Origin of the sequence: Nostoc sp. ChiQUE02 (assembly GCF_034531305.2) — a bacterium.
GTDB lineage: Bacteria > Cyanobacteriota > Cyanobacteriia > Cyanobacteriales > Nostocaceae > Nostoc.
This window is the reverse complement of record NZ_JAVRBN020000045.1, coordinates 1-17,702: the sequence shown is the minus strand read 5'-3', so window position 1 is coordinate 17,702 and position 17,702 is coordinate 1. Positions and strand designations below refer to the sequence as shown.

The 17,702-nt window shown below is 44.3% G+C and carries 15 protein-coding genes; 8 read left to right on the top strand and 7 right to left on the bottom strand.

The window, feature by feature from the left end; all coding sequences use genetic code 11:
• Positions 1–96: 96 nt before the first annotated feature.
• The 3 genes from RM347_RS29485 to RM347_RS29475 all read left to right on the top strand — a co-directional run bounded on the left by RM347_RS29485 (position 97) and on the right by RM347_RS29475 (position 4,213).
• Positions 97–1,095, top strand: coding sequence for an aldo/keto reductase (locus RM347_RS29485; protein WP_322717024.1), 999 nt, complete (start codon positions 97–99; stop codon positions 1,093–1,095).
• A gap of 81 nt (positions 1,096–1,176) precedes the next feature.
• Complete coding sequence (locus tag RM347_RS29480; protein ID WP_416211875.1) at positions 1,177–2,232, top strand: aliphatic sulfonate ABC transporter substrate-binding protein; 1,056 nt, start codon at positions 1,177–1,179, stop codon at positions 2,230–2,232.
• A gap of 100 nt (positions 2,233–2,332) precedes the next feature.
• Positions 2,333–4,213 (top strand): ABC transporter ATP-binding protein, encoded by a 1,881-nt coding sequence (locus RM347_RS29475; protein WP_322717026.1) that lies wholly within the window; start codon positions 2,333–2,335, stop codon positions 4,211–4,213.
• 92 nt (positions 4,214–4,305) lie between these two features.
• On the opposite strand, the gene RM347_RS29470 is transcribed toward RM347_RS29475, so the two are convergent.
• Complete coding sequence (locus RM347_RS29470) at positions 4,306–4,680, bottom strand: hypothetical protein (protein WP_322717027.1); 375 nt, start codon at positions 4,678–4,680, stop codon at positions 4,306–4,308.
• A 714-nt stretch (positions 4,681–5,394) separates the two neighbouring features.
• On the opposite strand from RM347_RS29470, the gene RM347_RS29465 reads away from it, so the two are divergent.
• On the top strand, positions 5,395–6,879 hold the full coding sequence (locus RM347_RS29465; RefSeq protein WP_322717028.1) for a GMC family oxidoreductase: 1,485 nt from the start codon (positions 5,395–5,397) through the stop codon (positions 6,877–6,879).
• A gap of 72 nt (positions 6,880–6,951) precedes the next feature.
• Here RM347_RS29465 and RM347_RS29460 read toward each other — a convergent pair whose 3' ends face one another.
• Both RM347_RS29460 and RM347_RS29455 read right to left on the bottom strand, forming a co-directional pair.
• Entirely contained in the window at positions 6,952–9,252 is a 2,301-nt protein-coding gene (locus RM347_RS29460; RefSeq protein WP_322717029.1) for a pentapeptide repeat-containing protein, read from the bottom strand.
• 9 nt (positions 9,253–9,261) lie between these two features.
• The gene (locus RM347_RS29455; RefSeq protein WP_322717030.1) at positions 9,262–10,269 is read right to left on the bottom strand and encodes a zinc-dependent alcohol dehydrogenase family protein; all 1,008 of its coding nucleotides are present in this window, start codon (positions 10,267–10,269) and stop codon (positions 9,262–9,264) included.
• A 409-nt stretch (positions 10,270–10,678) separates the two neighbouring features.
• Here RM347_RS29455 and RM347_RS29450 point away from each other — a divergent pair, with 409 nt between their 5' ends.
• Positions 10,679–10,918 (top strand): hypothetical protein, encoded by a 240-nt coding sequence (locus tag RM347_RS29450; RefSeq protein WP_322717031.1) that lies wholly within the window; start codon positions 10,679–10,681, stop codon positions 10,916–10,918.
• Positions 10,919–11,052: 134 nt separating this feature from the next.
• Complete coding sequence (locus RM347_RS29445) at positions 11,053–11,265, top strand: NblA/ycf18 family protein (RefSeq protein ID WP_322717032.1); 213 nt, start codon at positions 11,053–11,055, stop codon at positions 11,263–11,265.
• Between the two features lie 400 nt (positions 11,266–11,665).
• Here the strand turns inward: RM347_RS29445 and RM347_RS29440 are convergent, their stop codons facing one another.
• The gene (locus RM347_RS29440; RefSeq protein WP_322717033.1) at positions 11,666–13,714 is read right to left on the bottom strand and encodes a potassium channel family protein; all 2,049 of its coding nucleotides are present in this window, start codon (positions 13,712–13,714) and stop codon (positions 11,666–11,668) included.
• A gap of 115 nt (positions 13,715–13,829) precedes the next feature.
• The gene (locus RM347_RS29435) at positions 13,830–14,603 is read right to left on the bottom strand and encodes a glucosamine-6-phosphate deaminase (protein WP_322717034.1); all 774 of its coding nucleotides are present in this window, start codon (positions 14,601–14,603) and stop codon (positions 13,830–13,832) included.
• Positions 14,604–14,818: 215 nt separating this feature from the next.
• On the opposite strand from RM347_RS29435, the gene RM347_RS29430 reads away from it, so the two are divergent.
• The gene (locus RM347_RS29430; RefSeq protein WP_322717035.1) at positions 14,819–15,505 is read left to right on the top strand and encodes an HAD family hydrolase; all 687 of its coding nucleotides are present in this window, start codon (positions 14,819–14,821) and stop codon (positions 15,503–15,505) included.
• 119 nt (positions 15,506–15,624) lie between these two features.
• Here the strand turns inward: RM347_RS29430 and RM347_RS29425 are convergent, their stop codons facing one another.
• Positions 15,625–16,263: an AraC family transcriptional regulator gene (locus tag RM347_RS29425; protein ID WP_322717036.1), complete on the bottom strand. Its 639-nt coding sequence runs from the start codon at positions 16,261–16,263 to the stop codon at positions 15,625–15,627.
• Positions 16,256–16,531 carry an AraC family transcriptional regulator gene (locus RM347_RS29420; RefSeq protein WP_322717037.1) on the bottom strand — a complete coding sequence of 92 codons (276 nt, stop codon included), beginning with the start codon at positions 16,529–16,531 and terminating at the stop codon, positions 16,256–16,258. The genes RM347_RS29425 and RM347_RS29420 overlap by 8 nt, the downstream gene beginning before the upstream one ends.
• Before the next feature lie 379 nt (positions 16,532–16,910).
• Here RM347_RS29420 and RM347_RS29415 point away from each other — a divergent pair, with 379 nt between their 5' ends.
• The gene (locus tag RM347_RS29415) at positions 16,911–17,609 is read left to right on the top strand and encodes an SDR family oxidoreductase (RefSeq protein WP_322717038.1); all 699 of its coding nucleotides are present in this window, start codon (positions 16,911–16,913) and stop codon (positions 17,607–17,609) included.
• Positions 17,610–17,702: the final 93 nt, after the last annotated feature.

Here is a 17,702-nt window from a genome sequence, read left to right as displayed (position 1 = left end):
AGCAAGCTACGCGTAGCGTCTCGTAGAGAAGCGGGGCGGAACGCACGTCGCATTCTATTTAAAAATTTCAAAACTTTCTCTATCAACAATATCTCTATGACGTTACCAACTACCAATCTCGGTAAAACTGGATTGACTGTTTCGCGCCTTTGTCTCGGCACCATGACCTTTGGATTGCAGACCGACGAAGAAACTTCTAGGCACATCCTCGACACGGCTGCCGATGGTGGAATCAACTTTTTGGATACAGCCGATGTTTATCCCCTCGGCGGTGGGCTTGCTACTGCTGGGCGCACCGAAGAAATCGTTGGGCGCTGGTTGAAAGGCAAACGCGAACATTTTATCTTGGCTACCAAGTGCGTCGGCCGGGTTGGCCCTGCACCTTGGGATCAGGGGGCTTCGCGTAAACATATTCTGGATGCGATCAATGCTTCTCTGCGGCGGTTGGGAACCGATTATATCGACCTGTATCAATTGCACTCCGACGATGCTTCAACCCCCCTCGATGAGACTTTGGAAGCGCTGGATGCAGTGGTTCGTGCTGGTAAAGTACGCTACATTGGGGTTTCCAACTTTTTAGCCTACCGACTCGCCCGTGCCTTGGGTCGCGCCGAGACGCGCAATCTAACCAAGTTCGTCTCAATTCAGCCCCGTTACAACCTGTTATTCCGCGAAATTGAACGAGAACTATTGCCCCTGGCGAAAGAAGAAGGGCTAGGTGTAATTTCCTACAATCCTTTGGCGGGTGGTCTACTTACGGGTAAACACAATTTTACTCAAGGCCCCACGTCAGGTACGCGTTTTACGTTAGGTGCTGCCGCAGAACGTTATCAAGAACGCTACTGGCGCGATCGCGAATTTAATACTGTCGAAGCTTTACGCACAGTAGCGGATCTCGCCGGATTTTCCCTCACCACCCTAGCGGTAGCTTGGGTTTTATCTAATCCCATTATCACTGCTCCCATCATCGGTGCTAGCCGCCCACAACAACTTATTGACAACCTCAAAGCAGTAGAACTAAAACTTGACGACAATTTGAAACAAAAGTTAGACGACCTAACAGCCGAATACCGAAGGGGAGATTCTCTTCGTTAGAGATTAGGGATGCAGCGAATAACAAATGACGAATGACAAATGACAAATGACAACCAGAAATATCTCATGGATAAAATAGCTATGATTAAACGCCGCCGTTTTCTCCATTTTGCTACTTCAGGGCTATGTGGCTTTTCTATGGCATATTTGTTAGGAAGTTGTAGCGAACAAAGCCAACAGTCTTCTTTAATAAATAGTAGTAATGCGAGTGAAAGTTCCCTGGGGATAAAGGCTAAAGTTTTACGCATGGGATATCAGAGCGCAGGGGATCTCTTCAGAAATCGGAAAGTTTTAGAGAAACGCTTAGAGCCTTTGGGGATTAAGGTAGAATGGGCGCAATTTGTCCAAGGGCCCCAACTGATGGAAGGGATGGCTGCGGGAAAAGTTGATGTGGGATCGGTGGGAGAAACGCCACCAATTTTTGCACAAGTTGCTGGGTCAGAACTAGTTTATGTAGTTGGTACACAAAGAGATCAAAGGACGGGGACAAGTAGTGTTATTGCTGTTCCGCCAGAGTCTCCGCTTCAGAAATTTGAGGATATCAAGGGTCAAGAAGTTTACTTTCAAAAAGGCTCGGCATCACACTACTTTATTATCAGAGCGTTGCAATCAATCGGGTTAACACTCAAAGATATTAAAATCAGAAGTCTGCCTACTATCGAGGCACGGGCTGCTTTTCTCGAAGGTAAAATTCCAGTTTGGATGACAGGAGATCCACACTATGCGATCGCTCAAAAGATGGGTCGAATTCGAGTTCTTAAAGATTCTGTTGGGCTAGATTCTCCTGGTGCTTATTATATTGCTGACAGAAAGTTTGCCGAAGAAAATCTTGGCTTGCTAAAAATTATCATTGAGGAGCTTAATAACCTCGACAAGTGGGCAGAAGCAAATCGAGGCGAAGTTGCCAAATTGATGATAACTGAACAAAAGCTCGATGCAGATGTGGTAGAAAAGGTGATGTCTCGTCGCACTTTCGTAGGACGCAGAGGACTTAGCCCGGCATTAATTAAAGAACAACAGCGTGTAGCAGATTTGTTCTTTGAAGAGGGTGTAATACCAAAGAAAATCAACATTCAGGAAGCCTTACTTCCGCCTGATGTTTATGCTGCAATCACACCACAAGAAATTATGGTCTAGTGGAGTACTTCTAAAAGTCTCTAATGCCATCGGACGGCTTATCCAGTCGTCCATTTTTATCTGGTAGAAAAGTTAAAATGATGCTAAGAGATCGACTTTCATGACGAAAAAAGCTAGACAATCCAAATCTTTTCAACGTGCTCCTGATGCACCAGATTTGCCATCAACTCCATTCAGGTTCATTTGCTATTTCGTTAACCAGTTCCGCTGGTGGTATGTGTTAATGGTGATCCTGGAGGTAATACACGCAACGTGCGGCATTCTGTTGCCTTATGCCATTGGCGAGATCATCCGGGGCGTAACGCGATCGACGGGCGACAGCAAGCCCATTTTTGATGCCATGAGGCAACCCTTGATGTTGTTCATCGCCTTGAGTGTGGGTGAAGTGATATTCGGGCGATCGGCTGGACTCTTGCAAACCATCCTGCATCCGATCCACCGACAGCACATTGTGCGATCGCTATATGCCTACTTACAACACCATTCACATCGCTACCTGAGCAGCAGTTTTTCCGGGGCATTGGCACATCGAATTAGCGAAACTTCTCTGGGTGTTACCCAGACGATGCAAATGATGATTACTGAATTTATGCCAGTAATTGTCGTGTATACTGTCGCCACGACGGTACTGTATCGCGCTTATCCTCCACTGGCCGCACTTGTGGGGATATGGGCAGTCCTCTTCATCAGTATTTCGTTCTGGCTGGCAACTCGCTGCCGATTTTACTCCCGAAAAGCCGCAGCCGCCAGAAGTGAGACAACTGGCATCATCGTAGATACAGTCACAAATCTCATCAGTAGCCGACTGTTTGCTCGCTTCGGTTTTGAACGACGCTATTTGAATGAGCAATTAAGGCACGAACTCAAACACGTGAGAGAGTCCAACTGGTACTCAGAGCGAATTCGCTGGTTTCAGTTCATCTCAGCAGCCATTCTGAAAATCAGCACACTGTATTACTCGCTTTCTCTTTGGAGTCAAGGAGCGATCGCTACTGCTGACTTTGTTGTAGCAACCAGCTTATCACTGTTGATCATCAGTGAAGCGCGTAATTTGAGCCGCCGCTTTCTGGAATTTTTTGAACATATTGGTAATGTCGCCAATGGTGTCTTTACCATCGTTCAACCCCACGAGTTGGTCGATCGCGATCGCGCGATCGCCCACTCAATCACTCAAGGTAAGATTGAGTTTCGGCGGGTAAATTTCAACTACACAGATGAGAAGAAAGTTTTCACCAACCTTTCTGTCACCATCCAACCAGGACAGCGTGTCGGACTGGTGGGCTTGTCCGGCTCTGGAAAATCCACCTTTGTCAATCTGATTCTGCGTTTATTCGACCCACAATCTGGACAGATTATCATTGATGGGGTCGATATTCGAGATATGACTCAGGATGCCTTACACGCTCAGATTAGCTTAATTCCCCAAGATCCATCTCTGTTCCATCGCACTTTGCTGGAAAATATTCGTTATGGACGCTTGGATGCAACTGATGAGGAAGTAATCGAGGCTTCACGAAAGGCTTATGCTCACGATTTCATCGTTCAAAGCAAAGATGGTTACAATTCTCTGGTGGGTGAACGTGGTGTCAAGTTGTCTGGAGGGCAGAGACAGCGCATTGTAATCGCACGGGTAATCCTCAAAGATGCGCCGATTCTGATCTTAGATGAAGCCACTTCTAGCCTTGATTCAATCACCGAAAAAGCGATCCAGGATACCCTCGACTTAGCAATGAATGGGAAAACGGTCATTGTGGTAGCTCATCGATTATCTACCATCGTCCATCTAGATAGGATTTTGGTGTTTGATAAAGGTCGCATTATCGAAGATGGTTCCCACGCCAAACTGCTGGCACTCGGCGGCGCTTACTACAGATTATGGAAAATGCAGGCAGGTGGATTTCTACCGGAAAATCTCGACGAGGAACGTATACGCGAGGTTCGCACTGGCACAGATAACGTTGAAGAGGGAATGATCGCTTGACAGTTTGTAGTAAGCACTTTAGTACTTAGAAAATAAAGACTAAAGTCCTTACTACGAACTTGCTTACCGATCAATTTAAACTTAATAGATTATTAACTTGCAACTGCAACCGATTTTTTGCGGCTGGGACGCTTGCGGTTTGATTTTTTCTTCAATCCAACCGCTTGGGCTTGATCGCTATCTGAGCCATATTGTCCGCGCACAACTTCTTTCATGGCTAATACAGCATTGTGAAATTCCCATTCTGCCAATCGAGCAGCATCGACAGCAGCACGGTATAAAGCTAGTTTCTCGGTTTCAGCTTGTTGCTGCGCCAACATTGCCTGATAAGCTTGCTGGATGTTTGTAACAGAGGCATTAGAACGGGTTGTATCGTAGGTGCTGACGGTTTGCAAACCGTGGAAAGAGGTAACATCTTGACTAATGGTTTGAAGACGTAAACGACGTGTCGTATCTTGATTAGGCATATATGCATAAGTGCTAAACTCTATATTTAATGTGCCCAATACAACGCACAAAATAACAGTAAGATGAAGTTTTTAGATAAACTGTAAAGCTCTTAATTTTCCCCTTTGAATAGATACGGGGATGGGGAAAGGATTTGAAGCTTTTCCCCAAATTAAAAAAAATGCAAATTGTAAACACGACAGTTTAAAACAAAGTTAGAGAAAAAGTAGGTTAGCTTACAATACAGTTCAGATAAGCCCAAAACCCTGATGTAGAGACGCGATTCATCGCGTCTTCAAAGACCAATTATCTACACCAATTATCTTAACCCAAGCGTATTGGGTTAGCTTATGCAAGCCGATGCATTGTTAAGGCGGCCGTCGCCTTAACAATGCAAGCCGACGCATTAACAAGGCGGCCGCCGCATTAACAATGCAAGCCGACGCATTAACAAGGCCGCCGCTGCATTAACAATGTAAGTCGATGCATTAACAAGGCGGCTGCCGCATTAAAAATGCAAGCCGACGCATTAACTTAACTTTGTAGTGCGATCGCAAACCAATACTTTTCGGGTTTTGGGGAAAAGGGGAAAGGGAAACGGTTTGAATTTACCTTTACCCCTTACCCATAACCTTTCCCTAGACCAAAAAGAGAGATTGTTGGGTTTATCTGAAAAGGATTGTGTCGGCTCGAAGGTTAACATAAGCTTCATACTTTACAAGGAGTTGAGCAAAATGAAAGAAACATTTTATGACTATATTGTTATTGGTGCTGGCTCTGCTGGGAGCATAGTTGCCTCAAGACTTGCTGCTCATAGCTCAAATATAAGTATTCTCCTTATCGAAGCTGGAGGCAGTCCAAATAACTCACAAATGTGGACACCAAGTGACTGGTATGAAGTTTTGAGTAACTATCCTGAAATTGATTGGGGTTATAAGTCAGTAAGTCAACCAAACTTAAACAATCGTTTTATTAGCCTACCGCAAGCAAAAGTTTTAGGAGGGTGTGCGCTACATAATGCTATGGTCTACGTGCGAGGTAGCATCTCTGATTTTGATGCGTGGGGACAGGTAGCGCCGGGTTGGTCATGGAATGATGTTAGACCACATTTTGAGGCGGTAGAAAAGACCATGAAAGTGATAAAAGGAGAAAGAGATGAGTTCATTGAAAACTTGTTTGCTGCCGCCAATCAAAGTGGTTTGACTTATAATTTTGACTACAATACCAATTCGAGTCAATATGGATACGCTGAATTTCAATTTAACGTGATTAAGACACCCAGTTGGACTCGAGAAACCACGTATAGCACTTTCCAACCAAAGGGATATCAAAATGTAACCGTGCTAAGTCAGGCTTTTGTAACCCAAATCTTATTTGATAATTCAATAGCAGTTGGTATTAAATATATTAAAGATAATCGAGAACAGTTTGCTAAGGTAAACAAAGAAGTTATTTTGAGTGCAGGTGCGATCGCAAGCCCAAAAATCTTGATGCTCTCAGGTATCGGCGACGAAAACGAATTAAAAAAACTTGGTATTCCTGTAGTTGCAAATGTTCCGCAAGTTGGTAAGAATTTTCACGATGACCTTTTTGTGAGTGTCGGATTTTCTATACCAAGTAGTCAAGATTTACCTTTTTATTTATACGGTCTAGCACCAGCAGTTATCTTTGACTCTACAGAAAACAGTAGTTCAGTTATCGACATAGAAACCAGTGTAGGTGTTGGAACCTTGAAAGGTATGCCACCTGAATCTAAATATTCTTTTTGGTTGTGGCCAAACTTAATGCACTTGAAAAGTAAGGGAACTGTTACTTTGTCCTCAAAGAATCCTGAAGATGCTCCCCTGATTGACCCAGGGTATCTTACTGAACCTGAAGATTTAGAGAAGTGTAAAAAAGCGCTTGAGTTAAGCATACGCATTTGCACACAAACAGGTTTAGACTCATGGCGTGAAGCCCAAATCGCTCCACAACCTGGTGAAGATTTGGAGGACTATATTAGACAAACCGCTAATACAACACAACATTATTGCGGAACTTGTAAGATGGGATCTGACGAGAATTCTGTGGTGGACACAGAACTCAAGGTGCGTAACACGTCTAAGCTACGCGTAATTGACTCTTCTGTGTTTCCACTTCCAATAACTGCAAATACGGCGGCAGCAACGATGATGATTGCTCATAAGGGAACTGACATGATAATTAGGTCGTTGCAATAAAGCCTGACTTTTCCGTTAAATCTTAAAAAGCTTGCTCAGAAAGCATTGTGGAAAAAACAAGGTACAAGAAAATTACTTCAAATATATCAGCAAATTCAATCCCGGAATTGTGCGGGAAAGTGTCCACAAAACGAGGGTGATGTAAATTAAACCCAAACTCCATTGATACCAAGCAAGTGCAGAGATGATACCTGGTAGGTGTTCGTCTCGCAGGCGAATATCATTAAATCCTAATTTAACTAGGTTGTTGAGACTAAAATCATAGTAGTTGAGCCAGTTCCAACGGCGATCGCACAACAAAGGCATATATCGTTCCCGAAATGTCTGATTCCTTGGTATGACTGGCAAACGTCCAATCAATAATCGTAACTGCCGAAATGTGCCGTCTTCTGTGAAGTAAGAAACGTTGATTAAATCGTGATAACGACCTTGTTGGTAAAGTCGGATCAATAAAGCGACTGGGACGGGGACAATAATAATTAAAAGACACCCCAATGTCAGCCAAGGTTGTTGAGCATTGCGAAAGATCGCTAGTAAACTGAAGAATTCTAAAACGCTAAAACTGACTAATATCGAAATGGTTTCGTAGGATGTGGGAATAATTGGTACAGGATGCAGCCGACGACAGCGATCCACTAGCCAAAACAGTAAGCCGAAATAAGCGATCGCTAATCCTCCCACGCCAAACACTAACCAAAAATTTGTCCCATAGCCACTCAACAACAGCAGAACACTCAACGCCAACCAACTCCAAGCTTGCAGTAACCACTCGCCTATGGAAAGAGGTTCGCCAACAATTAGGCGATGTCTAGCGACAAGCTGTTGCACGTCTGTGCTTAGTTGGGTATATTTTTCTAAATCGATGTCTGCTAAAGTGAGTAACTCATTGCTGCTGCGAAAAGATTTTACCAGACGACGCTGGGCGATCGCTTGAGCTTGAGTTGCAGAAAAACCCAATTTAATCAAACTTGCAACAGTTGCACTATTAATATTTGTAGCCGTAAGACGATGGCCTAACTCTATTAATCGCAGTCGTTGTTTTGTATATTCCAGTTCATTAGCATCGGCAACTTGCTGTTGCTGACGGAAATTTTGCCCCAAATTCCGCAAGATGTTTTGATTACCTTGCAATGTAGGGATACAGAACATCTTACCAATCTGACCGGGATTACCTAGAATTTTTGCTTGGTTGGAGTTAAAAGTTAAACCAGATACGCTTAAACAAGCATCTGTAGCAAACCTCGCATCACTAAAATCTGCTTGGTTAAGAATGTTTGCACCTTGCAGATTTACCAATTGGTTAAATTCCACTTCCCGAAAGCTTACAGCTTGCTCAAAAGTTGCTTCTGTTAAAAGGAGGAACTGATTAAAATCCGCTTTAGTAAACTGGGCTTGATTGGCAAAATCCACATCAGAAAAATCAGCATTTCCTTGCCACTGCACACTATTAAATTTAGCCAACTGTTTAAAAGTTGCTTGGTTGAAATTGGCAGTTTTTTCAAAGATACTGCCTTGAAAATCAGCGAGTTCCTGAAATTTGATTTTTTTGAAATTAGCTTTTTCAAAAAAAATACTGCCCTGAAAATTGCTTGGTTGCTGGAAGTTAGCACTGGTAAAACTAACAGGACGAGCGAATCTGGTTTCAGTCCAGTTAGTGGGTTGGAGAAAAGTTGCACCTTGGGCATCCACAGACTGAAGAAAAAATGTATTGGAGAACTTCACTTCGCCATTGAAGCGAGTTTGCACCAGTGTCAAGACACCACGAAAGACGGTGATTTCACTGGATGGGGTTGACTCTGTTCCTAAAAGCGATCGACAATCTTTAGAGTTGGGTAAAGCGTAGGCGTAGCCCGTCGTAGACATCGCGAGTGACTCTAGACAAACGAAGCGCAAACGTTCTAGTTCTTCTTGTTCGGTAGCTGTAAAAATCGGAGCGTAAACGCCTCGTAGCTTATCGCCAGACATCGCTTTTGCATACAAGGGTGTTCTTAAACCCAAATCGCTGCCAACAAAATCCCCCAAAATCAGGGCATAGCTGAGGTCTAAACCTAGAGGTTTTGTACCTAGTTCTTTTCGCAGCAGTTGATAGAAAGCATCGCGAAAGCTGGCGTTTTCCGGGCGCAAATCAATCACCACTTTCTGCAAATCTACAGTCAAATTTCCTTCGCGGAGCATCGGTGTGCGTAGTCGTTCTTGCAATAATTCCAGAGTTAAGGGTGTGCGTTCTGGCTGCGTTTGTGCTGCCCAAGCAGGTAGGGGGAGGAAGAGGAGAAGTAAAACGCAAAGTAACACAAAGGTATGCAGAAAAACCCCTCTGCGTACCTTTGCGTTTAACCTCTGTGTGCCTCTGCGTTTAAAAAATAAATTATGCAAATTGTTCGATCATTCGTCGCTAATCAGCAGAACAATTTTACCCGCCACAGACCCGCTTTCAATCAATTGGTGCGCCTTAGCCGCTTCTTTCAAAGGAAACTTGTGACTAACATGGATTTTTAACTTGCCTTCATCGATCCAAGTGGCAGATTGTTCGAGAATTTCTGCATGGTGCTGGAGACTTTCCTCCAATCCTAGCAACGCTGGAGTCAGCATTAATTCTAAACCAATGCGGAGATTGCGTAGTCTAGCAGTTTTCCAAACAGTATTGGCATCTGGTTCGAGAATCGTCACAATATCGCCATACACTCGCACTGCGGGGAAGGTTTTGTGAAAGGTTTCGCCGCCTACGGTATCAAAAGCCAAGTCTACGCCTTTGCCGCCAGTCCAATCTAATACCGCTTGCACAAAGTCTGTTTGTTTGTAAAAAATTACATAATCAGCACCGAGTTCTTTGACGAAATTAGCTTTTTCATCAGAACCAACTGTGGTAGAAACAGTAGCACCTTTAAGTTTCGCCAATTGAATTGCTACATGGCCCACACCACCAGCACCCGCATGAATCAAAACCCGTTCCCCAGGTTCCAATCGTCCCCGTTCGTATAAAGCTTCCCAGGCAGTGATTAATACCAAAGGCGCTGCGGCTGCTTCTGCAAAGGAGATGGAAGCGGGTTTACGTGCCACAAACCGCTCATCCACAACGGTATATTCAGCATAATTGCCTTGCTGTGCGCCCAAGCCACCATAGCAAAAATATACCTCATCGCCTGGGCGAAAACGCTGAACCCCAGCACCTACCGCTTCGACAATACCTGCACCATCACATCCTAAAATTGCCGGCAAGCGATCGGGGTAGAAAGTGCCTCGACTACGGAGTTTAGTGTCAATGGGGTTAATGCCAGCTGCCACCAAACGCACTAAAAGTTCAGTATTACCTACAGGAACAGCAGGGTTTGGGACATCCTGTACTTGTAGAACTTCGGGACTGCCAGCTGCTGTCATCAAGACTGCTTTCACAACTCTTTCCTCCTAGCTCTAGATGCACGCTCATTTGCAACTTTAGCGCAAGAGGGTAGACACAGAGATATTTCTGAGGCAAAACTGCAATGTCTGGTGACAAGGGGCGAGACGCCTACGCATCTCAAAGTTAGATATGCAAAAAATTGACTTAATATTTTTTTGTAATTTGAAATAAAACTAAATATTTCGAAATATAGCTATAATAAAAACATACAGCGACAACGCTACTCGTTGCGAGGCAACCAATATGGATGCCAATGAAGTTTTAGACCGATATGCTCAGGCAGATTTGAAAAGAATCAGCCTAATGACTAATCTAAGAGGGGCAAAAATGCCTGATGCAGAATTTAGTTAACAGATAACAAGAATCACCTTGTCAAATCAATAAATCAATAGAGAGAACATCATGAAAACCGATTTTGATTATCCCAACAAAAATTTGCTTGGAGCAGTAGTTTTTAGACCTAGTTTTAACAAATTTGAGAAGATTAATGCCAATCAAGCCTGGTCATTATTTTTCACTGGTGGTCAAGAGGATAAGGTACTAGGACAACAACCTGAATTAGGCAGATTTTTTACATATCTGTTAATAGCTCTTGGAGTAACTGGAACTCTTTGGGTAACCTACTTCAATAACTCTGTGTAAACAGGTTAGCTACTAACTAAAAGCTGGACACGGTGATTTAGAGAGGCTTAATCTGGATTCTGGGAATTTAAACATATCCAACACGCTAGTTTTAAGCTTCTAGTTTTTGCCCCCAATTAATGCAGGAGCCAATAATGAATCAGCCCATCGAATTATCATTAGAGCAAGAATTTAGCATCCGTTGCTTTGCTGACAAAGTGCAACAGATGTCCCATGAACAAGCTCAAGAGTTTTTGCTTGTGCTGTATGAGCAGATGTTGATTCGGGAAAAAACTTTCCAGCAATTGCTCAAACAGGAGTGGAGACTAGATTTGGGCACAGTCTCTGGGGAAGCAGGGAATAAATAACAGTATGTGTAGTAGATTCGTAGTTAGCAGAGCAGTGTTTAAATTCAACTGTTTTCTGCATATCTACGCCCTTAAATCATTTCTGTAAAGGAAAAAACCGTGAAACAAACACTATGTTTCACGGTTTTCCGTGTGGTGTAAGGAGCTTAACTGTATATCATGATAAAGTAACTGCCCAAGCACAATGCACTCGTAACAATTTTGGTAACAGAATTTTTTTGCGATGACACTCTCAGGTCTGAGATGCGATCAAATTACGACTTGCTAAACTAAACGATATTGATCAATAAAAATGCACGGCGCATCGATATTTCAGAGCAAGCGCATACCGCAACGGGCAAGCTATATGCATGGGGTAATAATTATGAATTATTTATTTTGAATTATGCTCATCTGAGATTCAAGGTTGCCCAATGAAGATTACATTTGCCAAAACCTGTACTTTTATTAACTCGCGCACGAGACGTTGAGCTTGATGTTTATAAAGTGGAATTGGCAACACTATAGGCAAATTATTCATCCATTGTCTAGCGGTAGTGGAACTACATCCCGTAATCAAAACTATCTCTTCAGCACCATACATAATGGCATTTCTCGTTAGAGCTTTTTCAATCTGCACCTGCCAAAGGCGAGGCAGCATTTCACCCCATTCAATTCGCTGCAAACTACTACTTGTGGCTAAAACAATCAAGCGATCGCCAGCATAAAGCTTAACATCATACCAAGGCATCAAGGAGTAATTGTCTCGCTGATATTTCTGGTAAAGAATCGGCACAACACTGTAGCCATAGGCTATTTCAGATAGAAGCAACCCGTTAAGAGTATCGCCATCTTCAATCTTGTATTCCGTCACCATGACTATTTGTTCGCTCAAGTGAAATAAGCTCAGAACGTTTTCTCCAAAGGCAGCACAAGCAAAGACCTCCGCCGACAAAGCCGCACCACACAGAACTTCGGCATAGGGAAATAGAGGGGCTACATTATCACTAAATTGGCGGTCTTGAGAGCGGATAATCAAGCTAGTGGCGGGGTTTATTGCATGAGCCATCAAACCAATTTCTAGATTTTCCATGTTATCGTCCCCAACTAAAACAATGCTTTTGGCATGGGAGATATTCACCTTAGTAAGCGCTTCGGTAGCATTGCCAACGATAAGGGGCATATCGGGTAAAGTGTTTTGGTCGAGAGTGGTAGAATGAATTCCTACTAACGGCTGGTTGAGTTCTTGCAAAAGGGCAGCCACTCTCTGTCCCAAGCGATTTAAGCCAATAATCACTACATGGTTGCGTTGTGGTATGGGAGGACGAGAATTGAAAAACTGGAATCTTGAAGTGACAAGAGCATCAGTCAGCAGTGCATATAATACTCCCACAAAAGCTTGACCTGTCAAGGTGAGTCCCAGGCTAAACAACCGTAACCACCAAGGCATATGGTCTGAGGGTTCTGATTGCGATGTAAACTCAACACCGCCAAATAAATCTCCATATCCTCCCAGCAGCAAAACTGCTGTTGCATAGAAAGCTTCTTGGAGAGTGATGTGAGGATAATATAAGCGGTAAAGAACTATTCCAACGAACCATAGAATAAGTACAGTAATTGCATAGATTGTCGCAATTCGCCGGATTTGATTTTGGCTTTGGTAGTAAGATTGCCAAAATTGCACTATTTTCTGCTTAAGATTCTTCGCTGTGATGCCTTGGATAAACTGTTGCCATTGCCACCTTTGACTATGAGATTTTCGGTGTTGCTCAGATAAAGTCAAATCGTATGCAACATCAATGTAAACTAGGGTGTCTCCTACCTGCACTTCTGCTTCTGGGTTCCACCCAAACAATTCTTTGAGTGGGTCAGATGAAACAGTTGTGTGGCTCAAGATGCGGCGAGTTGTGAGATTGAGTCTATGTACTGGCTTGCCATTACACCAGCTATCCTTCGCTTGTACCTGGTGCTTGATTACTTGCAATAGTTGCCCTTCTAAAGTGAAATATCCAATAGCTTCAGAGCCGAGGGCTGTTAGAGCAAAGGCATGAGCCGAGAGATGAGTCGGCTCAAAGGCAACAAAATTGCCGAGATTTTCCCACAAGAGTTTGTTAAAATTTTGTTTATCAGAACGTACAATCAGGCGAACATGCGGATTAAGACGCCGTGCTGCAAAGGCAGCTTCTATATTTATCCGCTCATTTCTTGTCACTAAAAGTATTGAACGACACTGCTTTATACCTGCCTGCTCAAGAATACTTGGCTGGCGGCAGTCTCCGATGATTAACTTTTCTAGTAAGCTTGGGACTTCTGGGACTTCCCAATGTTCAGGCTGCACATCATCAATGGCGCTGACTTTAACATCATACTCCTTTAGGACTGCAACACAATGTTGCCCTAAACTTTGGAGTCCGCATACTAAGAAAAGGTCTTGGGGGTTTTTTGGATTGCTGGTAGGAGGGAGATGCACTTTCTGTTGATGGCAGCATTTGATACTGCTAACAGTATGTGTTTGCTAGGATTATAACTTACCGTTCGCGTAATCGCTGGAATTGGGATTGGGGAACTCGGGGTTCCCTCCCTTTTCACGACAGCAAACTAGCAGAATTAACATCCAAAAATAACGTTGCTTGGGATTGTTGACGGAGAATAGAAGCCGGACAGTCTGTACTTATAGACCCCTGCAACATCTCTTTTACGACATTAGCTTTACGTTTTTCTGGAGCAAGACAGATAATTTTTTTAGCTGAACAAATCGTTGAGATGGTGACAGTAAAAGCATATTGCGGAACAGTTTCTAGATTCGGAAAGTGACCTGTGCTTACTTGTTGCTGACGGTTAACCCTATCCAGTTTCACTAGTTTCACACTGTAAGGATCTTGGAAATTTGCTACTGCTGGATCGTTAAAAGCCAAATGTCCATTTTCGCCAACACCCAGACAGCATAAGTCAATTGGTTGTGCTTGCAGTAGTTTAGTATAGCGATCGCACTCTGTTACTGGTTGCAATGTATCACCTTCTATATAGTGAAATTTCTGAGGAATAACCCGCTTCTCTACACGTTCTCGCATATAACGCCGGAAACTAGCAGAATGGTCAGCAGTAATTCCCAAATATTCATCTAGATGGAACATAATAATCCGTGACCAATCCACACCACCCAATGCAATCAAAGCATCGAGAAACTTAAGTTGGGAGTTACCTGTTGCTAACAATACAGCAGCTGTATCTTGTTGCTTGAGAACTTGCTGTAAATGCTTTTGCGCGATTTCGGCAACATCCTGGGCCATTTCGACTTCAGAGTTGTAAATCTGCACTAGTAGATCATCAACGCGAAAAAAGTTTGTAGCGGCTAGCATTTGCTTACATAGAAGGTTATCAATTATATGGCAGCTTGTTGAGAATCTCTACCTGGTCTGCCCTTACATGCCCTATCCAGTATAGGTTTTAGGATTTAGCAGCTTAATTTGTGACTTTTTGCCCTGTATTGACCAAGGAACAATCATTAAGGACAAAAAAACAATGTAAACTATTTAAATTAAGTTAACAATTATTTACATTTTACCTAAAAATCATGCTGGCTGCAATTCTCTTTGACCTAGATGGCACTATTGTCAACACTGACCCCATACACTACCGAGCTTGGCAGGAAATGCTGTTAAATTACAGCATAGAAATTGACGAAACATTTTATAAATCGCGAATTAGTGGGCGGCTAAATCCAGAAATTGTTAAGGACATTCTGCCACAATTATCAGCAGCAGAAGGGCAAAAATTTGCAGACGAAAAAGAGGCGCTTTTCCGCAAACTCGCCCCGCATCTCAAACCATTGAATGGATTTTCTGAACTACTAGCATGGACAGATACACATCAGTTAAAACGCGCATTAGTAACTAATGCCCCTAGATTAAATGCAGAATTTATGCTAGAGGTTTTGGGAATCAAAGAAGCTTTTCATGCAGTTGTTTTAGCGGATGATTGTATAGCAGGTAAACCCGACCCTGCGCCCTACCAAGTTGCCCTGAATAAGTTGGGGATTCAAGCAGAGGAAGTGATCGCCTTAGAAGACTCTCCCTCTGGTATTCGTTCAGCGGTGAGCGCAGATATCCGCACTATTGGCATCGCCTCCACCCACAACCCGCAAGTATTGCAGGAAGTCGGCGCATTTATGGCAATTCCAGATTTTACTGATTTGCAGTTGTGGACATTGCTGAACTCACTCATCGAGCCAGATTTAAGTGCGATCGCTTCTAACTTTTGAGTGCAAAACTGAGGTCATTGGCCATTGAAAAGAGGCAGAGGAGCGGAATTTCCCCCTGCCCCCTGCCCCCTGCCCCCTGCCCCCTGCACCCTGCTCCCCTGCTTCTTCCCCAGTCTTTTTTACATTTCTTGACCACTTTTTAGCCGAGCTATATCACGCAAGGGTGGTGCGCCAAACAACCGACTGTATTCACGGCTGAACTGTGAGGGGCTTTCATAACCCACGTAATAACTGGCTGTCGCCGCATCCATGCCCTGCCCCAGCATCAAGCGACGAGCTTGTTGAAGTCTAAGTTGTTTTTGATATTGCAAAGGACTCATGGTGGTGACCGACTTGAAGTGATGATGAAGAGACGAGGGACTCATGCACGCTTCGCGAGCGATCGTATCGATCTGAAATGGTTGTGAGTAGTTCCATTTGAGCCAGTTAATCGCCCTGCCGATCGCCTGGAGCTGTTTATCGGCTAGAGCAATCTGTCGCAATCGCCTACTGTGTTCACCAGATAGCAAACGGTAGAGAATTTCTCGTACAATCAAAGGCGCGAGGATGGCAATATCTTGGGGGGTTTCCAACAACTGTACAAGTCGTATGGCTGCATCCAGCATTTGAGGGTTAACAGGACTAAGAGACAAGCCCGGTTCCAGTGGTTGGTTAGCAGCAGCGTCTAGTTTCGCCTCCATCATCAGTGTGCTGAGTTCTGCCGGATCTAAATCGAGCCGAAGACATAGATACGGAACGGTTGGCGTGGCTTCAATCACTTGGCCGACGACAGGCAGATCGATCGACACCACCAAACATTGGTCTTGACCTATAAACATAGAGATTGTCCGCCAACATCACCTGCTTCTTGCCCTGAGCGACGATGCATAGAGCAGGCTCATGCAAGGCATGGAGAGGTGCAGTTGGTTGTGAAGAGCGGATCAGGAACAACCGCTCGATCGCCGTGGCATGGACGCCATCAGCACTACTATTCTGTGCAATTAGAGTAGCTAGCTCTGACTGCTGCTTTCTAACTGTCTGTTCCATAAATGTCGTTTGAAAGCCCTTATGATACTAACACTCAGAGCAGCCGCAATATATTCAGCTGCTTAGGTCAGCCGATCTTTTGATTATAGGCAATAAAGAAAAATGCAGGATTAGGCAAGATTTCCGCAGGTTCAGATTACCGCAGCAGGCTTTGACTCTCTTAGATTAATAGTGTGCTGAACATCCAATCAATCCAAGACCGCGCAGTAGCTGACTCCTCGACTATTAGAGAAAAGCCATCAACAGAAGGTAACAGTCTGGTCATACGCCCTCGCCGCGTTCTTGCCCATTGCCGCCATTGGGGAGATAAAACGAGGGAGTACCAGTATACAAAGTAACCCATACACATAAACTTACAACAACTTGGAGATACCGTCTTATGACTACCAACGAAAACAGCGCCAAAGAACAGAAAGTTGTACTGATTACAGGCGCAAGCAGTGGTATTGGTGAGGCGACAGCACGTCTACTCGCTCGCAAGGGCATCCACGTCGTGCTGGGCGCACGGCGCACGGAGCGCCTGGAAACCCTCGTGGCTGCCATCCGCTCTGAGGGCGGGTCGGCGGAGTACCAGACCCTCGATGTTACCCGTCGCGATGACTTCAAAGCCTTTGTGGAATTTGCTCACAGCAAATTCGGTCGCGTTGATGTCATCGTGAACAATGCCGGCGTCATGCCACTCTCGAAGCTAGAAGCGCTCAAAGTCGATGAATGGGACTGGATGATCGATGTGAATATCCGTGGCGTACTCAACGGCATCGCCGCCGGGTTACCACTGATGAAAGGCCAGGGATACGGCCAGTTCATCAACCTGTCCTCGATCGGCGGACACGCCGTCTGGCCAACCTGCGCGGTTTACTCAGCTACCAAGTTCGCCGTGCTGGCAATTTCGGAGGGGCTGCGTCAGGAAAATACCGACATTCGCGTTACCGTCATCTCGCCAGGTGTAACGGAGTCTGAACTAGCGGATAGCATTACTGACGCCGAAGCTGGTAAAGGTATGCAGGAATTCCGCAAGATCGCGCTTCCGGCTGAAGCGATCGCCAGAGCGATCGCAATTCTAGGAAAGCAAGTGTAGATTGGCGCTTTAAAATTACGGATGCACGCAGTAAAATGGGACGGTTGTATCCGGATGTCTCACCTAGCAAAGTTGGCTTGCCAGACTACTAGT